The sequence below is a fragment of the Streptomyces sp. NPDC001407 genome (assembly GCF_042895325.1).
Classification (GTDB): Bacteria; Actinomycetota; Actinomycetes; order Streptomycetales; family Streptomycetaceae; genus Streptomyces.
The window spans coordinates 112577-135892 of sequence record NZ_JBIAWF010000002.1; the positions used below are offsets into that span (position 1 = coordinate 112577).

Genomic DNA, 23316 nt, shown 5'->3' on the forward strand with positions numbered 1-23316 from the left:
TTTTCTTGACCACTCACCTTCGATATGGGGCTCGTCCGCGGGTGTTATTGGCGTTGTTTGCGGTGTTGTGCGGGGTCGTGGGTGTGGCTGCTGGGGGTGCGTCTGCGGCGGTGGCTGCTGATCAGCGGCATGCGATTTATGCGATCGCGCACCGGGTCGACACGCTGGACGGTGTGGATGCCGCGCTCGGTCATGGGGCGAACGGGATCGAGATCGATGTGTGTGCCTGGTGGAACCCGAATGAGTGGCGGGCGTATCACGACTGTTCCTCGGCCGGTGACAGCCGGCGGGGCTCGAGCTTCGACAGCATGATCGACCGGATCGTCTCCCACGCCAGGGCGGGGCGAAAGCTGGGCCTGGTCTGGCTGGACATCAAGGACCCGAACTACTGCGGTGAGGCCCCCAACCGCGGGTGCAGCGTCGCCGGCCTGCGGGACAAGGCCCAGCGGCTGACAGCGGCGGGGATCCAGGTGCTCTACGGTTTCTACGAGTACCACGGCGGCAGCACCCCCGACGTGGGAGGCCGCGGCTGGAAGAGCCTGGAGGGCAAGCTCGGGAAGCTCGAGGGCATCACGACCACCGGGACCCGCGACCAGGTGCGTGGTGCGTTCGGCCGGTCGGGGTCGGGGTTCGCCGCCGGGCACCGGGCGATGGATTACGGGGACAGTGACATCACCAAGGGCTTCGGGAACTGCACCGAGCCTGCCCGGAACACCTGCGCGGAGCTGAAGAAGGGGGCTGCGGACCGTGCCGCCCGGCAGCTCGGGGCCACGCTGTCCTGGACGACCACCTACAACGACCCCTGGTACGTGGACAAACTCCTCGGCGACGCCCGGGTGGACGGCATCATCGCCGGCTACGGAGCCTTCACCGGCGTGCGCGAGTACGACAACAGCTGGAAATGCGCCAACGCCATCAAACTCATCCGTGACTGGGTCGGCCACCACAGCACCACCCACCGCATGGCCACCAGCAACGACCACCTCTTCAAGTAACAGAACCCGCAGGATCCTTCGGGCCGTCGGCCGGAACCCCGGCCGACGGCCCACCCGCACGATGACAACGGCCTGGACGTACGCCGGCAAGGCCCGTTCGGACGAGGCCGACCACCCCGCCCGGTGGGGCTATGCTCCTCGGTCCATGGGCAAACACAGCCGCCGGCCCGAGCGGTCCGGCGACCCGGACGACCACCTCGCCCCGTACCACCGACGGCGCGAACCACCGGCGGACGGCCGGCGCCGTCACTTCCCCGTGCACGGCGGCGCCACTCATGTGCGCCCGGACGAGCAGCGGCTCCTCGAGGAGTGGGACGGGTTCACCTACCAGGCCGCCGGCTTCGCCTCGGATCTCGCCGAAGCACGTGCGTGGGCCCGCGAGGATCCGTCCTGACGAAGGCAGGAGCGGGCATCGCCCGAGGCGAGGAACAGCCCTCGTCACGGCTGCTGCGGCTCGTTCCGGCCGGTGGCCGTGAGGCGCAGGCCGAGCCATGTCCTGATGGCCTCCGCCGTCGTATGCGCGTGCTCCTCCGTCATGCTCCAGTGGTCGCCGGGGACATCCACGGCGGTGTGCGCCACCGGCCAGGGCGGCCGCCGCTCCCCCACCCGCGTCCTGTCGCTGTCGTGGGGCGGTGGCTGCGGCAGCGGTTCCGTGGCGCGGAGCAGCAGCGTGGGGACGTCGGCCGGTTCCGGCTGCCAGCCGCGGGCGATTCGGGTGTAGGCACCGAGCGCGGCCATGGACATGTCGTCGACGGCGGTGTCGAACCGCTCGCCCGTCTGCCCGGATAGACGAGCGGGCAGGGCGAGCAGCCATGGCTCGCTCTCCAGTTCCGGCGTGACGTGGTAGGTGTCGATGAGGACGAGGCCGAGCGGTGGTGCCCCGGTAGCGGCGAGGCGTGCGGCCACCGAGTGCGCGGGGCAGCCTCCCATCGAGGAGCCGATCACGGCGTACGGGCGGCCGCCGAGCTGCTTGCGCACGGTCTCGGCGTGCAGGTCCACGAGGGTTCGCCAGTCCCGGGGGACGGCGTCCCCGTGCTGGACGCCTGGGTGCTGGATCTCGAAGACGTCCCGTTCCCCGTCGAAGGACGAGGCCAGCGTGGCGTGCCAGGGCCGGCCGAGAGCGGGAGAGAATCCGGGGAAGCACACGAGCGCGGGCCCGGCATGGCCCTCGGCCAGCCTGAGGGGCGCGAGTTCGTGCCGGGCGCTGTCAGCAGGGTCGAAGACCGGCAGGGCGAGCGAGGCGGTCACCAGCAAGTGCATCGCCGACACGACGTCGCCGGTCTCGCACAGCCGCCGGTAGAGGGAGGCGAGGGTCTGCGACGGCCGTGCCGTTCCCCGCACGGAGGAACTCCCTTCGCACAGGCCCTCACCCAACCCCTCGTCGAGGTGGCGGGCCAGCTCCGCGGCGCTGGGCCGGTCGAACACGACGGTCGCAGGCAACGGCAGGCCCGTGAGCAGGCTGAGGCGGTTGCGCAGCAGCACGCCGGTCAAGGAGTCGAAGCCCAGCTCGGTGAAGGGGGCGCCCGGCGCGACGGCGTCGGCTCCGGCATGGCCGAGCACGGTGGCGACTTCCTCGCGGACGAGTTCGACCAAGGCCGACGCCCGGTCGGATGCGGGCAGCGCGGCGAGCCGTTCCCGCCAGGCTCCGGCCTCGTTCCCCGGATCGCCGCCCGCCCCGGCCGCCACCCCTGAACCGGCTGACGGGCGGGCCGCGCGCAGCAGTCCGCGCAGCGGCGACGGCACCACTTGCCCGGCGGTGGCCACCCGCCGTGAACGGTCCAACAGCAGTGGGGCAAGCACCGGTTCACCGCTCGCCAGCGCCGCGTCGAACATCGCCAGACCCTGCACGGGCGACACGGCGCGCAGCACGCCGTCCATGGCCCGGTCGGGGGTGGCGGTGCGTGCCGCCATTCCCTCCCCGCCGGCCCACGGGCCCCAGGCGAGCGAGAGCGCCGGCAGGCCGAGAGCGGCGCGGTGCTGTGCGAGGGCGTCCAGGAAGGTGTTCGCGGCCGCGTAGTTGGCCTGGCCCGCGGTGCCCAGCAGTCCGGCCGCCGAGGAGAACAGGACGAAGTGCGAGAGGGGCAGGTGCTTCGTCAGCTCGTGCAGATTCCAGGCAGCGTCCGCCTTCGGCCGCAGCACCGCGGCCAGCCGCCCGGGCGTCAGGGCCTCCAGCACGCCGTCGTCCAGGACCCCGGCGCTGTGCACGACGGCACTCAGCTCGTGCGCGTACGTCTTCACGACGGCGGCCAGCCGGGTGCGGTCGGCGGCATCGCACGCGATCACGTCCACGCGGGCTCCGGAATCCTCCAGCTCGGCTCGCAGCCGTCGCGCGGCGGGCGACCGGAGGCCCTGACGGCTGACGAGGACCAGGTGGCGAACCTTGTGATGGGTGACCAAGTGCCGGGCCAGCAGCCCGCCGAGTGCTCCGGTGCCGCCCGTCACCAGGACCGTGTCCCCCATCGGATGACTGCCCTGCGGGGTGTCGGTGTCGGTCAGCCGGGGAACGCGGACGGCGCCCTCGACGAGGGAGAGCTGGGGCTCGCCGGTGACGACGGCGGCGCGCAGCAGGCGCAGGGAGTCGGGCAGGCCGTCGGTGTCCACGAGGGTGAGACGCCCGGGATACTCCGCCTGTGCGGAACGCACGAGACCCCACACCGCGGCGGCCGGCAGCTCCGGCACGGCGGAGGTGGCGCCGCGGGTCACCACGACGAGGCGCGCGGCCGGGGCGGACAGGTGGGCTTGCAGCGCGGCCAAGGCACGCGCGGTCAGGGTATGGGTGTCCGCGACCGGGTCGGCGCCCGGGGAGAGGCAGGACAGGGAGACCACCACTGGCTGGGGAGCGTTCCCCTTCGCGGCCGACGGTCCGGGGAGCAGCGAGCGGAGGCCGAGGTCGTCGGGTTCCGCCACGGACAGGAGCGGCCCGTCACCGTCGGCCGGAACGCCGGCCCACCGCAGGCCGTACAGCACCCCGGCCTCGTCGGATGCCGTGGTCACGGCATCCGGTACGGGCCGGGTGGTCAGGGATTCCACCCGGGCCACCGGCCTCCCAGCGGGGTCGGCGAGGTCCACGGCGACCGTGTCCGGGCCGGTGGTACGTATGCGTACGCGCAGCGCCGTGGCACCCACTGCGTGCAGGCGCATGCCTCGCCAGGCGAAGGGCATCCGGGCGGAGCCGGGAGTGGCGGCGAGCAGTGCCGCGTGCAACGCGGCGTCCAGCAGGGCGGGGTGAATGCCGTACCGGCCGGCGTCGGCGCCCGCCGCCCCGGGCAGTCGTACCTCGGCGAACACCTCCGCATCCGGTCCTCGCCACAGACTCGTGACGCCCCGGAAGGCGGGGCCGTACGCGTGACCGGCGCCGGCCAGGCGGTCGTAGACGCCCGTGAGGTCCACGGGCACGGCGCCCGGAGGCGGCCACGCGGAGGCACCGGAATCAGGGCCTCCCTGTCCGGTGGCCGGGCCTAGCCGCCCCGTCGCGTGATGCGTCCAGGCGCCCAACGGGCCCGATTCCCGCGGGCGGGAGTGGACGTCCGCGGTGCGGCGGCCGGTGGCATCCGGTTCGCCGAGGGCCACCTGCACCTGGAACCCGTCGCCGGTGCCGGACAGCGGCAGCGGGGCCAGCAGCGCGAGGTCCTCCAGACCATCCAGCCCGCTCGCGTCGCCCGCGTGGAGCACCATCTCGGCGAAAACGGCGGCGGGTACGAGCACCTGCCCGGCGATGGCGTGGTCGCGCAGCCATGGCTGGGCCGCGGTGGAGAGGTGGCCGGTGGACAGCAGGCGTCGTGTGCCGGGCACGGTGGTCGTCGCGATCAGCAGAGGATGTTCCGTGCCGGCTGACGCGGGGGTGGCGGTGTCCTCCAGCCAGTAGCGCTGCCGCTGGAAGGGGTAGGCCGGCAGGTCCACCCGCCGGGCGCCGCTGCCCGCGTACACCCGCGGCCAGTCCACCGGCAGGCCGTGCGCGTGCAAGCGGCCGAGCGCGGCCAGGACCGTCGCCGCCTCCGGCGCGCCTGCCCGCGTGGTGGCCGTGCACATCAGCCCCTCGCGCTCCCCGGCGGCACCGGCCAGGGCGGCCGCCGTGAGCTGCGCGTCCGGGCCCACCTCCGCGAAGGCGGTCACCCGCTCGTCGTCCACGAGACATCGCACCGCGTCCCCGAACCGTACGGTCTCGCGGGCGTGGCGCACCCAGTACGCCGCGGAGCGCAGATCGTCTCCCTCGGCCTGGCGCCCGGTCAGGGTCGACACCACCGGGATGCCGGGCTTGCCGTAGGCCATGCCTGAGGCGACGCGGCCGAACTCGGCGAGCATCGGCGCCATCAGTGGTGAGTGGAAGGCATGGCCGGCCCGCAGCCGCGTGGCGCGGCGTCCGCGTCCGGTGAACCGGCCGGCGACAGTGCGTACGGCTTCCGCCTCCCCCGAGACGACGACCGACCGGGGGCCGTTCACGGCCGCGATCGCCACGCGGTGCGCCAGGTCCGTCAGCTCTTCCGTCACCTCGTCCTCGGTGGCTTCCAGAGCCATCATGGTGCCGTGGCCGGGCAGTTGACGCATCAGCCGTCCCCGGGCCGCGACCAGCTCCACCGCTTCCGGCTCCGGGAGGACGCCCGCGACGTGAGCGGCCACCAGCTCGCCGACGGAGTGCCCGGCCACGGCGTCCGGCCGCACTCCCCAGGACTCCAGCAGCCGGAACAGCGCCACTTCGTGGACGAACAGCCCCGCCTGCGCGAAGTCGGTCCTGTCCAGCAGAGCGGCGTCTTCGGTGTTCCCGCCCGCCCACAGCACGGTGCGCAGGGGCCGTTCCAGGCCGCCGGTGCCGTCGAACCGTTCGCACAGGGCGTCGAAGACAGCCGCGAACGCGGGGAACGTACTGTGCAGTTCCCGGCCCATGCCGGACCGTTGCGCGCCCTGTCCGGAGAACAGCATCGCCAGCCGTCCGGCAGGCGCGCCCGGCCGCACCTCGGTGCTTCCGGTTCCGGAACCGGTCGCCGCCGCCAGCGTGTCGAGAGCACCCAGCAGCGCCTCGCGGTCCTCCCCGGTCACCGCCGCCCGATGCGTGAGCGCCGCCCGGGTCGTGGCCAGGGAGAACGCGACATCCAGCGAGGACAGCCGGGGCCGCTCCCGCAGCAGGGACGCCACCTGCCCGGCCCGCGCGCACAGGGCCCGCCGGTCCGCACCCGACAGCAGCAGGGGCGGCACCGCCCTCCACGGCCCGGCCGGCACCGCGGCGGCGGGCTCTTCGAGCGCCTCTTCCAGGATGACGTGCGCGTTGGTCCCGCCGATGCCGAACGCGGACACCCCTGCCCGGCGCGGCTCACCGGGCCGGGCCGGCTGCCACTCCTCGTTCCGTGTCAGGAGCCGTACGGCGCTCGACGGCCAGTCCACTCGGGGTGACGGCTCCTCGCAGTGCAGAATGCGCGGCAGCCGTCCGTGCCGCATCGCCAGGACCGTCTTGATGACACCGCCGATACCGGCCGCGGCCTGGGCGTGCCCGATGTTGGACTTCAGCGCCCCGAGCCACAACGGCCGGTCCCCCGGCCGGTCCCGCCCGTAGACGGCCTGCAACGCCTGGGCCTCGACAGGGTCGCCGAGCGCGGTGCCGGTGCCGTGCGTCTCGACCGTGTCGATATCGGCCGGGGACAGCCCGGCAGCGGCCAGGGCCTGGCGGATCACCTCCTGCTGGGCCGGGCCGCTCGGCGCGGTCAGGCCGTTGGACGCGCCGTCGGAACCGACCGCCGAGCCCCGGAGCACGGCCAGCACCGGATGGCCGTTGCGCCGGGCGTCGGACAGCCGTTCCAGCAGGACCGCACCGACGCCCTCGGCCCAGCCGGTGCCGTCGGCCGCGGCCGAGAACGGTTTGCACCGGCCGTCCGGCGCCAGGCCGCGCAACCTGCTGAACGCGATGAACGGCGCCGCGGTGGCCATCACCGTGACACCCCCGGCAACGGCCAGCGAGCACTCGCCGGACCGCAGCGCCTGGGCCGCCGAGTGCATCGCCACCAGCGACGACGAGCAGGCGGTGTCCACGGTCACGGCGGGCCCGCGCAGGTCCAGGGCATAGGCGATCCTGCCCGAGGCCACGCTGCCCGCCGAGCCCAGGGCGAGATGCGCCTCCAACTCGTGCGGGCCGCGGTGCAGGAGACGTCCGGCGTAGTCGTCGTGCATCACGCCGACGAAGACGCCGGTGTCGCTGCCGCGCAGGGCCGCCGGATCGAGGCCGGCCCGCTCCAGGGCCTCCCAGGTGGTCTCCAGCAGCAGCCGCTGCTGCGGGTCGGTGGCCAGTGCCTCCCGCGGCGACATCCCGAAGAAGGCCGCGTCGAAGTCGCCCGCCCCGTGCAGGAAGCCGCCACGGCGGGTGACGGACATCCCGAGCCGGTCGGGGTCGGGGTCGAAGAGACCGGGCAGGTCCCAGCCACGGTCGTCGGGGGCGTCCGAGGTCGCGTCGATGCCGTTCGCGACGAGCTGCCACAGGTCCTCGGGCGAGGCCACGCCGCCCGGGAACCGGCAGGCCATCGCAACGATCGCCACCGGCTCCACCACGGGCCCGCGGGCCCCGCCGCTGCCCGAACGGCCGTCCGCCGCCGACTCGTCGAGCAGCGCGCTCCGCAGGAATCCCGCTACGGCGGCGGGCGTCGGGTGGTCGAACACCAAGGTGGCGGGCAGCTCCAGGCCGGTGGCCGCGCCCAGCCGGTCACGCAGCAGTACGCCTCCGAGGGACGTGACCCCGAAGGCGGTGAAGGGCCGGCCCGGTTCCAGCTCCCGCTCCGGCACGCCGCTCGCCTGCGCCGTCGCGGCGAGGACGAGGCGCAGCACCGCGCCGTACCGCCCGGGCGGAGCCAGCGCCGAAAGGCGCCCGCGCAGAGCGGAGGCCGTGGCCTCGCGCACCGACCCGTGCCGTTCGGCCAGTTGCCGGGCCAGTGCCGGACGGTCGGTCTTGCCCGAGGGCGTACGGGGCACGGAGTCGGTCTCGTACACCTCGTCGGGCACCTTGTAACCCGACAACCGCTCCCGGCACATGGCACGCAGCCGGTCGGTGTCGACGCCTCGCCGCGGGGCGGCGACCACGAACGCGACCGGCACCTCGCCCAGCACGTCGTGCGGCCTGCCGACGACGGCCGCGTCCACGACGCCGGGACAGGCGAGCAGCACGTGCTCGACCTCGACGGGATTGATGTTCTCGCCGCCGCGGATGATCAGTTCCTTGACACGGCCGGTGACGCGCAGGCCGCCGTGCCGGATACGGCGGCCGAGATCTCCTGTGCGGTACCAGCCGCCCTGGAACACCCGGGCGGTGTCGTCCGGGCGGTCGTGATAGCCGAGCATCAGATTCGGGCCGCGGACCCAGATCTCCCCTTCGTCCCCGTCGGCGACCTCGTCGCCGCCGGACGGATCGGTCAGCCGCGTCTCGACGCCGGGCACCGGCAAGCCGCTGGGACCGGCGCCTCCGGAGCCGTCGAGCCGGTCGACCGTGATCTTCCCGCAGGTCTCGGTACTGCCGTAACCGTCCAACAGCGGTGCGCCGAGCAGCTCCTCGACGTCCGCCCGCAGCTCCGGGGGACAGGGCGCGCCCCCTGTGACGCACAGACGTATGCCGGCCGGTGTCCGGGACGCTGCGCGGACCTCGCTCGTGAGCAGGCGGTAGGTGGCGGGCACACCGGCCACGATGGTGAACCGCTGTTCGGTGAGTGCCTGCGCCACGCTCGCTCCCCGGTCGAGGAGGTACGCGCTCGCGCCCACGGCCACGACGCCCAGCAGGCACAACGAGTGGGCGTAGGCGTGGAACATCGGCAGCGGCCACAGCAACCGGTCCCGCGGCTCCAGACCCCACAACGGGACGTAGGCCGCCGCCACGGACCACAGCGCGGTGCGCTGGCTGGAGACCACCCCCTTGCTCCGCCCGGTGGTACCCGAGGTGTAGAGGATCCAGGCCGCCTCGTCCAGACCGAGGTCGTCCCGTGGCGCGCGCCCCGGCTCCGAACCGGCGAGCTGTTCGAAGGCGTGCGTGCCCGCGGCCGCCTCGGCCGTGCCCACCACCAGGACCCGCGGCCGCAGCCGTGGCCGTACGGCCGCCAAGCGCGAGACCCGCGGCAGCAGCGTGTCCTCGGTGATCACCGCGACCGCCCCGCTGTCGTCGAGGAAGTACGCGAGCTCGGCATCCGCGGCCCCGGGATCGAGCGGGACTCCCACCGCGCCGGCGCGCAGAACCGCGAGGAAACTCTCCACCGTCTCCACCCGGTTGCCCGACAGGAGCGCTACCCGGTCACCCTTCCGTATCCCCAATCGCACCAGGTGGCCCGCCAGTCGGCAGGTCCGCTCCTCCAGCTCCTCGTACGTGACGCCCCGGCGCGCGTCCTGGAAGGCAGTCTTGCGTCCCGCTCGTGCCGCGTGTGCCTTCAGCACATCCGGTAACGCACGGATCAACTCGCTGCGGATCTCTGCCATCCCCACCCCTTCGGCCGCCGGGCGAACGAGCCGCTCCGCGAACTCCTCGTCGAGGGCAGGCCATTGGCATCACGGCGCTCCCCCGGCGACATGACAGCAGGCTACAGAGGCTTCGGCCGACCGGGAGTTGCGATTACGCTGCCGCCCCATGCGACCGTGCCTCGCTCGGGCTCCACGCATGCTCATGAACGTGGGGAAAACGTGACGTGTACGGATCGGCCGGGCAGGGGACGATGGCCCCTGGGCCGGGTCGGCCACTGCCCGGCGGACGGATGACGGACCATGGGAGGTCCTGAAGAATGGACGCACAGCCGCTCGTCCCACCCGAGGTGGAAGGGGAGAGGAACGGCGTGATCACCACAGGTGCCGGCGCACCCCGGCTCGTCGTGCGGATCGGCCCGTACGCGGGCATGTCCGCCGGGGACGAGGTGCGCCTGCGCTGGGACACCGGCGTCCTGCGCACCTCATTGGTCGACACCCGGCTCGTCGCTCCCTCCGCGGTGGGCGCGAGCGCCCTCTTCCACCTGCCCTGGCCCACACCCGGCAGGGTCCGGGTGAGTTACGCCGTCGGCCACGCCGACGGCCGGTGGAGCGTCTCGGCCGGCATGACGGTCACCATCACGGCATGACGTGGGAGGGAGCGGGCGATCCCTTGCCTCAGGTGCCTCAGGCCGCGCCGAGCACCCACGGGCTCGACGGCGCCGCCTTCCGTAGCAGGCAGGTGAACTGGCGCAAGGCGTCCGGTGGTTCGTCAGGTCTGGCGCCCGCTTCCAGACCGTGATAGGACACGCAATCACCTACCCGTGAGGAGTGACGGTGGACAGGTATCGATTCGCCGGCAAGGTCGCTGTCGTCACCGGTGGTGGGTCGGGCATCGGCGCCGCCACCGCGTATCGCCTCGGGTGCGAAGGCGCCACGGTGGTCGCTGTCGGGCGGACCGAGGACAGGCTCAAGGCGGCCGCCGACGCCGCTCCGGCCGGTTCGACGATCGTCACACGCGTCGCGGACGTCTCCGACGAGTCCTCCATCACCGCGCTGATCGCGAGCGTGGCCGAGGAGTACGGCCGGCTGGACGTGCTGGTCAACAACGCGGGCGTGGGCGTGCCCGGAACCGTCGAGCAGACCGACACCGCCAGCTGGCGCCACGTCTTCGCGGTGGATGTCGACGGCGTCTTCTTCGCCTCCAGGGCCGCGCTGCCTCATCTGCGTCGCGTCGGGGGCTGCGTCGTCAACGTCGGCTCGGTGTCCGGGCTCGGCGCGGACTGGGGCCTGGCCGCCTACAACGCCGCCAAGGGGGCGCTGGTCAACCTCACCAACGCCATGGCGCTCGACCACGGCCACGAGGGCGTACGCGTCAATGCCGTACACCCGAGCCTCACCCGCACTCCGGTGGCCGCGCCCGTCGTCGAGAACGAGAACATGCTGGCGGCGTTCCGTCAGCGCATCCCCATGCAGCGCCCCGCCGAACCGGCCGAAGTCGCCGATGCCATCGCCTTCCTGGCCAGCTCCGACGCCCGCTTCGTCAACGGCGCCCACATTCCCGTCGACGGCGGACTCAGCGCTTCCAACGGACAACCACGCATGTTCTGACCACTCACGCGGGGAACGGGAAGCGCCTTCCGGCTCAGCCTCCAGGCCGGATGCGGCCGCGCCAGGCTCCGGTCTCGCTGCCGCGGTTCTCGATGAACTCCTTGAAGCGCCGCATGTCGCCCTTGACCCGCCGGTCGATGGTGCCGGTCAGGTCGGCGGCCTTCTCCGCGACTCCGCTCGGCTCGACGTCCATCACCAGTTCCACGCGGGTGTGCGCGTCGTCCACCCGCCGGAAGGACACCGTCCCCTTCTGCCGGGTGTCGCCGTCGACGGTCCGCCAGGTGATCCGCTCGTCGGGGAGCTGGTCGACGATCTCGGTGTCGAATTCCCGCCGTACGCCACCGATCTTCGTGGTCCAGTGATTGTGCCGGGCGTCGAGCTGGCGGACCCGCTCGACCCCTTCCATGAAGTTCGGGAACTCCTCGAACTGCGTCCACTGGTCGTACGCGGTGTGGAGGGGCACATCGACTTCTACGGCTTCCTTGACGGTGGTCATCAGGGACTCCTCGCTCTGGTCGTGGAGCGACGGTGCACCCGCCGCACTCTCGTTGCGGTGGTGCGGGTACCCCTTTTCGCCCGCTTATGCGCGAGTGGCTGAGAGAACACCGGGATCCAGGCCGCGCTTGGCTGTCAGGCCACCGACGACGGACACCGAAGGCCGCCCGCCGGGATCGATCTGTCCGCCGTATTCGTCCTCAGCCCGGATGCGGTTCCAGGTGAAGGATCGCCCCGGTCTCCAGAGCGACGTGCACAGCGCCGTCGGGTCCCACCGCGAGGCCGTGCGGCTCGGAGCCGGGGTCCGGCAGGTCGTACTCCGAGATCTCTCCGGCCGGCGTGATGAACCCGACGCGCCCGGACCCCCACTCGGTGAACCAGCAGCCGCCCCGCACCGGATCCGCGGCAATGGCGTGCGGCCGGCTGCCGCGGTCCGGCAGCGGGAACTCGTCGGTGTGCCCGTCGGTACCGATGCGCCCGATCTGCCCGGCGCCGATTTCGACGAACCAGAGCGCACCGTCCACGCCGCAGGTGATGCCGACCGGCGCGGCCTGCCGCGTCGGCAGCGGGTGGATCGTGACGTCTCCGTCCATCCGCATACGGCCCACGGCGTCCGCCTGGTTGAGGGTGAACCAGAGCGCGTTGTCCGGGCCGACCGTGATGCCGGACGGGAAGGCGCCGCTCACCGGCAGCGGGAATTCCGTCACCTGGCCGTCCACCGTGATCCGCCCGATCCGGTCACCGTGAAGCTGCGTGAACCAGAGGGCACCGTCGGGGGCGGCGACGATCCCGAACGGACCGCCGCCTGCCTGCGGGACGGGGAAAGAGGTGGCCCGGCCGTCCACGTTGATCCGCCCGATCCGGTCGTCCTGGGAGCGGGTGAACCACAGGGCCCCGTCCGGCCCGGCGGTGATGACCGACGGACCGCAGGACGCGGAGTCGAGCGGGAAGCGGTCGAGCCGGCCGTCGGGGGCGAGGCGCGCGATCTGCCCCGCGTGGACCAGGGTGCACCAGAGCGCGTTGTCGGGACCGACGGCGATGGCGTACGGGCCGCCCCCGTCGTCACCGACAGCTGTCTGGGTGAGGGTGGCGAGCGCATCAGACATGCGAGATCCTCCGGGCGATCTCCTCGATCTCGGCGGGCGTGCCCGTCATGATGGTCCGGACGTGCTCCGTGACCTGCTCCACCGGCCAGTCCCACCACGCGGCCCGCATCAGATGCTCCACCTCGGCGTCCTCGTAGCGGCGGCGGATCGGCCGGGCGGGGTTCCCGCCGACCACCGCGTACGGCTCGACGTCGGCCGTGACCACCGAGCCTGCCGCGATGATGGCACCGTCCCCGATCCGCACACCCGGCATGATCAGCGCCTCGTAGCCGATCCAGACATCGTTGCCGATGACAGTGTCGCCGCGGCTGGGCATGTCGGTGACCAGGTCGAGGGTCCGTTCCGCCCACGTGCCGCCGAACATGGTGAAAGGAAAGGTGGACACGCCCATCGTCGGGTGCGCCGCACCGGCCATCAGGAAACGAGTGCCAGCGGCGATCGCGCAGTACTTGCCGATCACCAGTCGCTCCGGGCCGTAGCCGTACAGCACGTTGCGGCGCTCGAACTCGGTCGCGCCGTCCGGGTCGTCATAGTACGTGTACTCGCCGACCTCGATCCGCGGGTCGCTGACCAGCGAGCGGAGGAGGACCACCCGGTCGTGTCCGGGTACGGGGTACAGGGTCGCGGGGTCGGGGATATGTGCGGTCATGGGGCGGCGTTCCTAGGAGTGTGAGGCGGTCCGGGCAGCCCGGGTCTGGATGGTGGCGACGTACCGCTTGGTGAACATCATCGGGCCGACGAAGCCGATGACCTGGACCGCGGTAGCGGTGGTCGAGTGGCCTTGGCCCGCGTGTGCGAGGAGCGCCAGAAGGGATGCGCTCACCGCGAACGCGAGGGTCCAGACGGCGGTGATGACGGTGTTGGTCCGCACGAACAGCGGCCGGCCCCAGACCTCCCGCGGGGTGGACTGCTTGGCGATGCCGAGGGTGAACGGCTTGCCGGCCAGCAGCGAGACTCCCGCGATCAGGGCGAGGACCGCCGAGGACAACGCGGCCGAATACGGGTGCAGGGCCGAGTCGGGGTCGGCGAAGGCCACCGCGGCGAGCACGGCGAAGAACGCGGCCGACCCGGACTCGATGAACAGCGCGTCCGGTCCGTACCCGGCGGACCGCTGTCTCACGATGACACCGACTGCCACGACCAGGCCGGCCAACGCGGCCCACTGCCACTGTCCGGACGGCAGGACCGCGTAGACGATCCATGGCAGGAACGTGACAACATAGGTCATGGTGCATCTCCCCCTTGATCAACAACTGATGGGCCGGAACCAGAACGTCCAGGTACGCGACTTCGGCCGCTCCGGCACTGGTTCCGGGACGTCGAGCGCGTCCCGGAACCAGTCCTCGCCGCCGCTGGAAACCCGGCTCGTCGGAGCAGGAACGCCGACACCCGCAGCCCCCCCCCACGGAGGCCCCCCACCAGCCGAAACGACTCGTTTCGTTTCGACGTGGTGTGGATCATGCAGCCCTCGCGCGCCCGTTGTCAAAACGATTCGTTTCGTTTCGACGCGCTAGCATCAGCGAGTGACTCAGCTCCGCCCGCCCACCCCGTCCCGACGCAGCGAACGGTCCGCCCGGGCGATCACCGCGGCAGCCCTGGAGCTCTGCAAGGAAGTCGGGTACCCGAAGGTCACCATGGACGCCATCGCCACCCGGGCGGGCGCGAGCAAGGCAACCATCTACCGCTGGTGGCCCTCCAAGGGAGCCCTGCTGCTGGACGCCTTCCTGGAACAGACCGTCGATGCGGCTCCCTTCCCCGACACCGGCGACGTCGTGGCCGACCTCCGCAGCCAGATGAACGCCGCCGTCGCCAGCATCGGCGGCCCGGAGCTCTGGCCGCACTACACGGCGCTGATCGGCGAGGCCCAGCACCACCCCGAGCTCGCCCAGGCCGTTTTCGACCGCTTCATCAGCCCCCTGGAGGAAGCCGCCGCCGAGCGTCTGCGCGCGGCCCAGGCTCAGGGCCAACTCGATCCCAGCCGGGACCCGCACGTCCTCATCGACCTGATGTACGGGGCGCTCTATTACGCCCTGCTGCTCGTCCGCAAACCCACCGGCCCCGCCTACGTCGACACCCTCCTGGAGACGACGCTGCACGGCTGGCTCACCGACTCCGCACCGACCGGAGCGGACACGAGCCCGAACTCTGCACAGTAGCCACGCACATGACTTTCCGCCCAGGATGGGCGACGCTTCCTCGGCCGCGCCGCCGGTGTGTCAACCAGGCAGAATCCGGTGCTGGTGCCGGACTCCGCCATCCTGGCAGGCTGGGAGCTGTTTTCGAGGGAAAGCCCGGGTTGATGTCACTCCGGGCAGTCGACTGTCTCCCCTGCGATGGAGGAAAGCCGTGGATGTCCGCAGAACGAAAGCCGGTTTGGTACGGGGCCGGCGGACGGCCCCCGAGATCGTGGCGTTCCTCGGAATTCCCTATGCTGCCGCGCCTTTTGGGGTCAACCGTTTCAGGGAGCCGCGTCCCGTTCAGGCGTGGGAAGGTGTTCGTGAATGCCAGGAATTCGGACCGATAGCCCCGCAGTCGGCGCGGCTTCCGGGGGCGCCGTTCTGGTCGCCCGGCGGCGAGGACATCCTCACGCTCAACGTCTGGACTCCGGCAACCGGCAGTGGCCCGGCGCCGGTTCTGGTCTGGATCCACGGTGGCGCCTACACCTTCGGCTCCTCCGCGCAGCCCGACTTCGACGGTACCGCCCTGGCCGATGCCGGACTGGTGGTGGTGACCTTCAACTACCGGCTCGGCTTCGAAGGCTTCGGTCACATTCCGCCCGGTGCCGAGCCGTCGTACCCGGAGAACCGGGGCCTGCTCGACCAGATCGCCGCGTTGCGGTGGGTACGCGAGAACATCTCCGCCTTCGATGGCGACCCGGCCGACGTCACGGTCGCGGGGCAGTCCTCCGGGGCGACCTCGGCTGCCTGCCTGATGGTGATGGAGCGGGCGCGCGGACTGTTCCGCCGCGTCATCGCCCATAGCGCCGTCGGTCCTTGCTACTCGATGGAACTCGCGGCTGAGACGACCCGGAAGGTCGCTGCGGCGGCCGGCATCCCCGCCACCTCCACGCATCTGACGTCCGCGACCCCGCAGGCACTGGTCGCGGCCTCCGATCGTGTCGTCGACGATTACCGGCAAGATCCGGATTCCGGGCCCCGCCACTACAACCCTGTGATCTACGGTCCGGTCGTCGACGGAGACATCCTGCCCGACGACCCGCTGTCCGCGACGGCAGCCGGAGGCTCAGAGGCGGTGGATCTTCTGGTGTCCCACACCACTCAGGAGTTCTGGCTGATGGACGCCGTCGGAAGCAGCGCGAAAGTCACGTCCGACGAGCAACTGGCCGACTTCGCCCAGGCCTTCCGCCTCCCCGCTGACGTGGTACCGCGCTACCGGGAGCTGATGCCCGACTCCCCTGTCCACGACCTCTACCTTGCGATCTCCGGCGACCTGCTGTTCAGTGCGTACACCAGCCAACTGGCAGAGCGGCACGCCCAAGCCGGCGCCCGGGTGTTCACGTCCTGCTTCGCCCGCCACCGCGAGAGCCCCGAGGGCGTGGTACGCGCCTGGCACTGCGCTGACGTCCCCTTCGCCTTCGGCAACCTCACCCACGAAAGCGTCGAGTTCCTCATCGGAGGCCCGCCCAATGCCGCAGATCATGAGCTGTCACAGCGCATGATGAAGGCGTGGGTCAGCTTCGCCACCGCTGGTACGCCCGGGTGGTCTCCCCTCGACGGCCCGGCGCCCCCTCATGTCTGGGACACTGCGGACAGCCTTACCGGGGCACAGAACAACACCGCGGCCCGCGCGCTGTGGCGCCACGCGGACTTCTCGCCCCTTCGCCCCTGAACCTTGCGACTCGGCTCGTGCCGGGCCGCCGGCCTCGTCGTTCGGCGCCGACGACCCGGCCCGCCACCGCAGCTCCTACTTCTTGGCGTAATCGCCGTAGCCCTGCCAGTCGACGACGACGCACGGTTCGTCACCGAGGACCCAGGCATCGTGACCGGGCGGGCAGACCATCAAGTCGCCCGGCCCGAACTCGCTCTCCTCACCGTCGTCCATGACGACCTTCATGCTGCCGGCGACGAAGTACGCGACATGCGCGGCCTGGCAGCTGTCGGTCCCGGCGAGTGGCTTGACGTGCTTGGACCACTGCCAGCCCGGCTCGAATGTCGCCCGGCCGACCGTGCCGGCTTCGGAATTGATGACCTGGAGCTTCCCCTTGCCCTCTTCGAACGGCCGCGTTTCGTCGGGGCTGTCGAAGCTCACCCGGATCAGACCAGACATGGCGCCTCCAGTGCGGTGTTCGGGGTCAGCAGAGTCCATTTTAGTCGCAGACGGTGACACCCTCCGCCACTGTCGACTACGTTGCGTAACACTCTGAATGGTCAGCGCCCGCCGGCTTCGGTGACCAGACTGCCTGCCAAGGGCCCATCCGAGCGGGCGAGGGCCCAGCGCCTTCGCACTGGGCCCTCGCCCGCAAACCCGTACCCGGCCCCGGTTATGCCCGCGTCGACGTGATCCCGTAGACATGGGCCTTCGGGTGGTCGACAGGCAGCTCCGGCCGCCACGCGCGAAGGCCCTGGGCGGACGGTACGAAGAGCGGCCCTGGCAGCGCGTCCGGCTCCGCCCACTCCCACCGGCTCACCAGCTCCGGCTCCGCTGCCACCGGGGTCCCCGTGTGAGCGGTGACGACGGCGACGGCGGTCACCCGGTTCATGCCGCCGAGCTCGTCCAGCAGCAGCGCGATCACCTCCACGTCCTCCACGCGCGCGGACAGCGAGGTCTCCTCCCCCAGCTCACGGACCGCGGTCTCCTCGATGGACTCCCCCGGGTCGGCCTTGCCGCCGGGACACTCCCAGACCCCGGACCGGTGCAGGCCCAGCAGGACCCGGCCGTCGGCATCGGTGACGATCACGCACACCCCGAGGGCGCTCTGAGCGACGGGCGGGTTCGTACCGCGCTGCCGGCTGGCCACCCGGGCACGCGGAACGGTCTGCTGCCGACGCGCGGTGACCAACAGACAGACCACCGGGTCGTCGTCCACCGGCGACGGCAGAAGGGTGGCGTTCTCGACGAGGAACCCGGCCTCGACGAGCAGGTCCTCCCACAGGGCTGGGGTGAGGACCCACATCGGGGTCGTGAGCATGCCCGCGTTGGCCAGGCGCACTCCTTCGGGACGCGGTCCCACCGTCGGGGACGGGCCGAGGCCGTCCCGGTTGGTGTGCAGAACCGAGAACACCAGGCGGCCACCGGGCCGGATACGGGAGGCGAGCGCCGGGAGGAGCCGGTGCGGGTCGATGAAGCCGAAGGCGTGCATCGCGTACGCGACGTCGTACGGCTCCTCCTCCCGCTGAAGGTGATCCAGGATGTCGGCCGGCACGAAGCGCACGCCCGGTTCGCCCGCGCCGTAGCGGTCGAGTGCCCGCTGGTGCTGGGTGGGTGAGCCGTCGACCGCGTCGACGACCGCACCGTAGGCGCGGGCCAGGTGCACGGCGTAGCGGCCGGTGCCGCTGCCGATGTCGAGCACCCGGCGGCCGGCGAGGTCGCCGAGGACTTCGTCGCCGGGCCCCTCACCCCAGAATCCCCAGTCCATGCGGTCGGGTTCGGGCGGGTTGCTCCCGCGGTCGAGGTGGAAGCGCCCGAAGTCGGTCCACACCTGGCGGGCGGTCATGTCGCTCATCGACATCCCCTCGTCTCGGTACCGGTGTCGTCCAGGGAGACGACGGCGATCGACGGCAGAGCGGCCGAGCTGACGCCGCTGCCCCCGGCGCCGGCCGCGCACGCGGACCAGTACCGGGCGAGGTCCCCGTGCCGCCACAGGTTCCGTTCCGTCGCCGCGCCGCTCACTGCTTACCACCGTTCCTCATGGTGTCGGTCCGCCGGCGCGGCCCCGGCACCGGGGCGTCCTGGTACTGCCGGGCCTGCATCTCGTACAGCGTTCGGTAGTGGCCTTGGCCGAGGGCCATGAGGTCGGCGTGGCTGCCTTGCTCGATCAGGCGCCCGTCGTGGAGGACGTAGATCAGGTCGGCGGCCGCGGTGGCCGCGAGCCGGTGGGTGATGAGCAGCACCGTCGTGCCGTCGTCGGCCAGCGACCGCAGGGCCTGGAAGGCTTCGATCTCGGCTTTCGGGTCCAGGGCGGAGGTCGGCTCGTCGACGATCATCAGTGGGGCCCGGCGGTAGCGGGCCCGGGCGCTGCCCAGGCGCTGCCACTGTCCGCCGGAGAGCTGGGTGCTGCGCTCGAACCCGCTGACGACGATGCTGTCCCACCGGTCGGGCAGTGAGTCGACGACGTCGAGAGCATCGGCGTCGACGGCGGCCTGCTCGATGCGGCGCTGGTCGGGCTCCTGGTCGGGGCGGCCGATGTGGATGTTGGCCCGTGCGGTCATGGACCAGTGGGGGAAGTCCTGGCACAGCAGCGCCACTTGGCTGAAGACGGCGTCGCGGTCGGCCTGGCGTACGTCGACGCCGTTGAAGAAGACCTGGCCCTGCGAGGGGAGGTACAGGCCGGCGACGAGTTTGGACAGTGTCGTCTTGCCGCTGCCGTTCTCGCCGACCAGGGCCACCACCTTCCCCGCGGGGATGGTCAAGGAGACCTCTTCCAGGGCCGGCAGCTTGGCATCCGGGTAGGAGAACGTGACGTTCTCGCAGCGCACCTCGACCGGGCCCTCGGGCAGGGGAAGCCCGCCGGAGGGGATGGCGTGACGGTCGGCCAGCTCGTAGGAGGTCTCCAGGTCGGCGAGGTACATCGACTCCTCGTAGAGCCGGTTCATGGTCATCACCAGGCCGGTGAGGTTCTGGCTCGAGGTCCGCACCGCGAGCACGGCGGTACCGGCGGCCGCCAGCGGGATGTCGCCGTACCACAGCAACGCCCACAGCGCTCCGTAGGAGATGAGTGCGGCCGCTCCGGACAGTGCCGAGGCCGCGAGGTCGGTGCCGGCTTCGGCATAGGCGAGGCGCTGTTTCTCCAGGGCCGAGGTGGCGGCCATGTCCTCGTAGGCTCCCGCCAGGAGATCACCGGCCTTGTGTGCCTTGACCTCCGGGCCGGCCTCGGGGCGGGCGAGCTGATAGGTGATCATGTCGGTCGCCCGGACGTGGTCGAGCCAGACGCGGCGCGAGGCGTAGTTCCGGCGGACGACCGCCACCGCGCCCCACGCCTTGGGCGCCGCGATCAGCAGCAGCGCGGCCACGAGGCCGGGGTGCAGGAGCATCAGCACCCCGGCCGCCGCCACCAGGCCGATGACGGTGTCGATGACCTGGATGGTCGAGCCGAGCATGGAGCGGATGGAGCGGATGCCGTAGCGGCCGGCGTCCAGGGCTCGCTGGGTTTCCTTGTTCTCCAGCGTCGCGAGCTCCACGCGGGCCAGGCCCCGGTAGTACCGCGCCGTGCAGGCCCGTTCGATCTTCGGCTCCAGGCGCCCGGACGCCGCCACGCTCACCGCGGACAGCAACGACGACGCCATCGTCACCGCGGCTGCCGCGCCGAGGGCGGGGGCGGCGTCCACGAGCCGGTCGGTGGTCGGACCGGCGGAGAAGATCGCTACGAGAATGTGGTTGGTGGCCACGAGCGTGAAGGCCCGCATCAGCCCGATGCCCAGTTCCGCTGCGAGCAGCACCAGCAAGGCCCGGCGGTCCTCACGCCACGCGGCGCGCGCGACGATCGCCATCATCGCCGGGAACTGCTTCGCCATCGACCAGAACGACACCCTCAGCAACGGGTTCTCGTACTGCGCCCATGACCGGTCGTGCCTCAACGCGCCGCTGAACAGGAGCTGTTCACTGCGGGAGAGAGCCGGCCCGCCGACCGGCTTCCTGAACAGGCTGAACACCACACCTCCGAGAGGGAAGATCCGCACGATGGGCAGCAGGAAGGGCCCGAAGTGGCCCTTCGGTCGCGGTGCTTCGCTCACCCACGACCTCCCGCGGGCCAGCCGTGCTCGGAGAGCGGGTCCCCGGCGCAGAACCGCTTCAGGACGGCGGCGGTGTACGGCACGCAGTCCGCCGGGGGCCGCGCGGGGTCCGCCCACACCAGCTGCGAGCACTTCTCAGGCTCGCGGATGGACGGCCGGCCCGTCCACCGCCGCGCGGTGAACACCACGCCCAAGCGGGCCTCGCCGTCAGGGTTGCGGTGATGGATCAGGTGGCAGAACTCCAGATCCGACGGCGCGACGGTGACGCCGACCTCCTCGGCGGTCTCGCGGAGGGCACCGCCGGTGACGGGCTCGCCGTCCTCCAGGTGCCCGCCGGGCGGGCACAGTTGCCCGGACGCGTAGACCTGTCCGGCTCGCCGGAGCAGCAGGACGCGGCCGTCGGCGCGGTGCAGGAGGGCCATGACGTCGACCACGCTCCGGTAGCGGGTCGTTCCGTGAGTCATACAGACCTCCCCTTGGGGTTGCGGGTGGGGGCTGCGAAGGGCCTGCGTTCGAACGGCAACGGCACCCTCGTGCTGTTCGTGCGGCGGGTGTGGCGGTGATGCACTACGCCTCCTCTTTGACGCGCGGATCGGACGAGTGATCGGAAAAACGACCCCCGATCGGGTCCGTCACGGCCCCCGGAGGGCGTTTCGTCGCGCGTAAGTTCGGTATTGCGTCAATCAGCCTGCGAGCGCAAGGCAGAAGCTCGCGGCAGGCTTGTGCGATTCACCCGGCCGTGGCCGGTCACCCGTTCCGGGGGTTGCGTTGCGCGAGGGAACAGCCCTCGCCCGGGGGTTGCGGACGGCGGGGGCGGTGAGTTTGCAGCCGGCCGGGTGATGGAGTCCGGACATGCCATCGCTCATGCTGGAGGCCTCCAGCTGCTGGACGTGCACGACGGGCAGCGCGTGATGGAGCGCGTACGGCCGATGGAGCGCGGCCTTCACCGCCCCCGGGCGCATCGTCGCACCGTGGGGCGGGAGTTGCCGGCTCGCGTGCTGCCGCTCCTGCGAGAAGTGCTCCGCAGCCCGACGGGCTGCTGCCCTACCTGAAGTTCGTCATGCCCGCCGAGCAGGGCGGGTGACCTCCCAGGCCGCCTCGATCATCCGGAAGATCTCGTCCACCGCGGCTTCCGGATCGGCCGCCTCGCGGGCCAGCGAATAGGCGTCGATCACGAACCTCGCGAGCGCCCGGCAGGCCGTTGTGGTCTGCGGCAGGTCGGGGGCGGCGGCGATGGCCGTTGCCAGCGACTCCGCGTGACGCAGCCTCATCGACTCCTCGTACTCCCGCAGAGCGGGTGATTCCTCGATCATGCGCCAGACCGGAGCGGCACCGTCCGCCGTGCAGTGCCGCACCAAGGCATGGACCTCGCGGCGCAGCGCGGGGACGAGCGGTTCGTGCGGCGCCCGGTCGGTGGCCGCCTGCGTGAGGCGTTGCTCGAAGTCTTCGTCCTGCTCGAACACCAGGGCCTCTTTCGAGGCGAAGTGGGAGAAGAGCGTGGTGACGGCCACGTCGGCCTCGGCGGCCACGTCGCGGATGCCCACCGCGTCGTACCCGCGCTCCAGGAACAGCCGCAGGGCGGTGTCGGCGATCTTCTGGCGGGTCGCGGCCTTCTTACGCTCACGACGTCCGGGCTGCACGGTCATGTCGTGACACTACCAAATACAAAGCCGTAGCTGTTTCTAAACACTAACGGTTAGTGCTACGTTCGGGCTCATGAAGAGAGTGAGCTTCGCCGAGTTCGGCGGCCCCGACGTTCTGCAACTCACCGACGCCGAGGAGCCCCACGCGGGCCCCGGCCACATACGCATCGCCGTGCGCGCGGCGGGCGTGAACCCTGTCGACTGGAGGATCCGCGAAGGCCAGTTCCAGAAGGTCCGCCCGATCGCATTGCCCGCCGGCATCGGGCAGGACGCCGCCGGGGTGGTGGACGAGGTCGGCGAGGGCGTCGAAGGGGTCGGGATCGGCGACCACGTGTTCGGGCGAGGGGCAAGCACCTATGCCGAGTTCGCCGTGCTGTCGGCCTGGTCCCGTAAGCCCGAGAGCCTGACGTTCGAGGAGGCGGCCGGGTATCCCTCCGTGGTGGAGACCGCGCTGCGCATCATCCGCGAAGTCGGTGTGCGGCCCGGACAGACGCTGCTGGTCAGCGGCGCGTCCGGGGGCGTCGGATCGGCGGCGCTGCAGATCGCCCGCGACCGCGGCATCACGGTGATCGGCACGGCCGGCGCCGCGAACCAGGACTATCTGCGCGGCCTGGGCGCCCTCGCCACGACGTACGGCGAGGGCTGGGCCGACCGGGTGCGGCAGCTCGGCCAGGTCGACGCGGCTCTCGATCTGGCCGGCTCGGGCGTGATCCGCGAGCTCGTCGAACTGACCGGCGCCCCACGGAAGGTGATCTCCATCGCCGATCTCGGCGCGCCGAAGCTCGGCGCCCGGTATTCCGGCGTGACCGGGGACGTGCCACAAGCCCTCGCCGAGGCCGCCGACCTCATCTCGCGGGGAAAGCTGCACATCCCGGTCGAGAAGGCGTACGCGCTGGCCGAGGCCGCGGCCGCGCACATCGACAGCCATGCCGGTCACACGCGCGGACGCCGGGTCATAGTCGTCTGAAGCGTGATCACCGGGACCGGCGGCCTCGCCCCGTCCGGCGAGCGGGAACCCCTCCTGGATGGCGGCAAGGCGTCACGGAAGCGATCGTGTGGTACTGCGAGCAGTGCGGCCACGAGCTGTATCGCGAGGAATACGTCCACGAGGACGTGCGGCGACAACTTCCCGCGCGCATCGATG

Annotated in this window: 18 protein-coding genes; 7 read left to right on the forward strand and 11 right to left on the reverse strand. The window is 71.6% G+C overall.

The window, feature by feature from the left end:
* Positions 1–110: 110 nt before the first annotated feature.
* Both ACFY1P_RS04015 and ACFY1P_RS04020 read left to right on the forward strand, forming a co-directional pair.
* Positions 111–995, forward strand: coding sequence for a phospholipase (locus ACFY1P_RS04015; RefSeq protein WP_390749603.1), 885 nt, complete (start codon positions 111–113; stop codon positions 993–995).
* A gap of 145 nt (positions 996–1140) precedes the next feature.
* Entirely contained in the window at positions 1141–1389 is a 249-nt protein-coding gene (locus ACFY1P_RS04020; RefSeq protein ID WP_390749604.1) for a DUF6087 family protein, read from the forward strand.
* Positions 1390–1433: 44 nt separating this feature from the next.
* Here the strand turns inward: ACFY1P_RS04020 and ACFY1P_RS04025 are convergent, their stop codons facing one another.
* Positions 1434–9428: an SDR family NAD(P)-dependent oxidoreductase gene (locus ACFY1P_RS04025; RefSeq protein WP_390749605.1), complete on the reverse strand. Its 7995-nt coding sequence runs from the start codon at positions 9426–9428 to the stop codon at positions 1434–1436.
* A gap of 350 nt (positions 9429–9778) precedes the next feature.
* On the opposite strand from ACFY1P_RS04025, the gene ACFY1P_RS04030 reads away from it, so the two are divergent.
* Complete coding sequence (locus ACFY1P_RS04030; protein ID WP_390749606.1) at positions 9779–10057, forward strand: hypothetical protein; 279 nt, start codon at positions 9779–9781, stop codon at positions 10055–10057.
* Between the two features lie 187 nt (positions 10058–10244).
* Positions 10245–11018, forward strand: a complete 774-nt coding sequence (locus ACFY1P_RS04035; RefSeq protein ID WP_361520912.1) for an SDR family oxidoreductase — start codon at positions 10245–10247, stop codon at positions 11016–11018.
* A gap of 34 nt (positions 11019–11052) precedes the next feature.
* On the opposite strand, the gene ACFY1P_RS04040 is transcribed toward ACFY1P_RS04035, so the two are convergent.
* From ACFY1P_RS04040 to ACFY1P_RS04055, 4 genes are all read right to left on the reverse strand, one after another.
* A complete protein-coding gene (locus ACFY1P_RS04040) occupies positions 11053–11514 on the reverse strand; it encodes an SRPBCC family protein (protein ID WP_390749607.1) in 462 nt (153 codons plus the stop codon).
* A gap of 199 nt (positions 11515–11713) precedes the next feature.
* Positions 11714–12619, reverse strand: coding sequence for a virginiamycin B lyase (locus tag ACFY1P_RS04045; protein WP_361520917.1), 906 nt, complete (start codon positions 12617–12619; stop codon positions 11714–11716).
* The gene (locus ACFY1P_RS04050) at positions 12612–13268 is read right to left on the reverse strand and encodes a CatB-related O-acetyltransferase (RefSeq protein WP_361520920.1); all 657 of its coding nucleotides are present in this window, start codon (positions 13266–13268) and stop codon (positions 12612–12614) included. The genes ACFY1P_RS04045 and ACFY1P_RS04050 overlap by 8 nt, the downstream gene beginning before the upstream one ends.
* 12 nt (positions 13269–13280) lie before the next feature.
* A complete protein-coding gene (locus tag ACFY1P_RS04055) occupies positions 13281–13847 on the reverse strand; it encodes a hypothetical protein (RefSeq protein WP_390749608.1) in 567 nt (188 codons plus the stop codon).
* Between the two features lie 295 nt (positions 13848–14142).
* Here ACFY1P_RS04055 and ACFY1P_RS04060 point away from each other — a divergent pair, with 295 nt between their 5' ends.
* Both ACFY1P_RS04060 and ACFY1P_RS04065 read left to right on the forward strand, forming a co-directional pair.
* The gene (locus ACFY1P_RS04060) at positions 14143–14775 is read left to right on the forward strand and encodes a TetR/AcrR family transcriptional regulator (RefSeq protein ID WP_361520925.1); all 633 of its coding nucleotides are present in this window, start codon (positions 14143–14145) and stop codon (positions 14773–14775) included.
* A gap of 190 nt (positions 14776–14965) precedes the next feature.
* The gene (locus ACFY1P_RS04065; RefSeq protein WP_390749609.1) at positions 14966–16468 is read left to right on the forward strand and encodes a carboxylesterase/lipase family protein; all 1503 of its coding nucleotides are present in this window, start codon (positions 14966–14968) and stop codon (positions 16466–16468) included.
* 75 nt (positions 16469–16543) lie between these two features.
* Here the strand turns inward: ACFY1P_RS04065 and ACFY1P_RS04070 are convergent, their stop codons facing one another.
* The 6 genes from ACFY1P_RS04070 to ACFY1P_RS04095 form a co-directional block, all read right to left on the reverse strand.
* Entirely contained in the window at positions 16544–16906 is a 363-nt protein-coding gene (locus ACFY1P_RS04070; RefSeq protein WP_361520930.1) for a cupin domain-containing protein, read from the reverse strand.
* A gap of 214 nt (positions 16907–17120) precedes the next feature.
* Positions 17121–18302, reverse strand: a complete 1182-nt coding sequence (locus tag ACFY1P_RS04075; RefSeq protein ID WP_361520933.1) for an NUDIX domain-containing protein — start codon at positions 18300–18302, stop codon at positions 17121–17123.
* Complete coding sequence (locus tag ACFY1P_RS04080) at positions 18299–18469, reverse strand: hypothetical protein (protein WP_390749610.1); 171 nt, start codon at positions 18467–18469, stop codon at positions 18299–18301. Before ACFY1P_RS04080 ends, ACFY1P_RS04075 begins: the two co-directional genes overlap by 4 nt.
* Positions 18466–20529: an ABC transporter ATP-binding protein gene (locus tag ACFY1P_RS04085; RefSeq protein WP_390749611.1), complete on the reverse strand. Its 2064-nt coding sequence runs from the start codon at positions 20527–20529 to the stop codon at positions 18466–18468. The genes ACFY1P_RS04080 and ACFY1P_RS04085 overlap by 4 nt, the downstream gene beginning before the upstream one ends.
* Complete coding sequence (locus tag ACFY1P_RS04090; protein ID WP_390749612.1) at positions 20526–20993, reverse strand: NUDIX domain-containing protein; 468 nt, start codon at positions 20991–20993, stop codon at positions 20526–20528. Before ACFY1P_RS04090 ends, ACFY1P_RS04085 begins: the two co-directional genes overlap by 4 nt.
* 594 nt (positions 20994–21587) lie before the next feature.
* Positions 21588–22175 (reverse strand): helix-turn-helix domain-containing protein, encoded by a 588-nt coding sequence (locus ACFY1P_RS04095; RefSeq protein WP_361520943.1) that lies wholly within the window; start codon positions 22173–22175, stop codon positions 21588–21590.
* Between the two features lie 70 nt (positions 22176–22245).
* Here ACFY1P_RS04095 and ACFY1P_RS04100 point away from each other — a divergent pair, with 70 nt between their 5' ends.
* Positions 22246–23139, forward strand: coding sequence for an NADP-dependent oxidoreductase (locus ACFY1P_RS04100; RefSeq protein WP_390749613.1), 894 nt, complete (start codon positions 22246–22248; stop codon positions 23137–23139).
* The last annotated feature ends 177 nt before the right edge of the window (positions 23140–23316 follow it).

What these genes read in the sequence shown, in the direction of transcription:
- ACFY1P_RS04055 (WP_390749608.1), bottom strand. Translation starts at nt 13,847, where the DNA reads ATGACCTATGTTGTCACGTTCCTGCCATGGATCGTCTACGCGGTCCTG.
- ACFY1P_RS04095 (WP_361520943.1), bottom strand. Translation starts at nt 22,175, where the DNA reads ATGACCGTGCAGCCCGGACGTCGTGAGCGTAAGAAGGCCGCGACCCGC.
- ACFY1P_RS04075 (WP_361520933.1), bottom strand. Translation starts at nt 18,302, where the DNA reads ATGAGCGACATGACCGCCCGCCAGGTGTGGACCGACTTCGGGCGCTTC.
- ACFY1P_RS04050 (WP_361520920.1), bottom strand. Translation starts at nt 13,268, where the DNA reads ATGACCGCACATATCCCCGACCCCGCGACCCTGTACCCCGTACCCGGA.
- ACFY1P_RS04045 (WP_361520917.1), bottom strand. Translation starts at nt 12,619, where the DNA reads ATGTCTGATGCGCTCGCCACCCTCACCCAGACAGCTGTCGGTGACGAC.
- ACFY1P_RS04040 (WP_390749607.1), bottom strand. Translation starts at nt 11,514, where the DNA reads ATGACCACCGTCAAGGAAGCCGTAGAAGTCGATGTGCCCCTCCACACC.
- ACFY1P_RS04090 (WP_390749612.1), bottom strand. Translation starts at nt 20,993, where the DNA reads ATGACTCACGGAACGACCCGCTACCGGAGCGTGGTCGACGTCATGGCC.
- ACFY1P_RS04100 (WP_390749613.1), top strand. Translation starts at nt 22,246, where the DNA reads ATGAAGAGAGTGAGCTTCGCCGAGTTCGGCGGCCCCGACGTTCTGCAA.
- ACFY1P_RS04025 (WP_390749605.1), bottom strand. Translation starts at nt 9,428, where the DNA reads ATGGCAGAGATCCGCAGCGAGTTGATCCGTGCGTTACCGGATGTGCTG.
- ACFY1P_RS04070 (WP_361520930.1), bottom strand. Translation starts at nt 16,906, where the DNA reads ATGTCTGGTCTGATCCGGGTGAGCTTCGACAGCCCCGACGAAACGCGG.
- ACFY1P_RS04020 (WP_390749604.1), top strand. Translation starts at nt 1,141, where the DNA reads ATGGGCAAACACAGCCGCCGGCCCGAGCGGTCCGGCGACCCGGACGAC.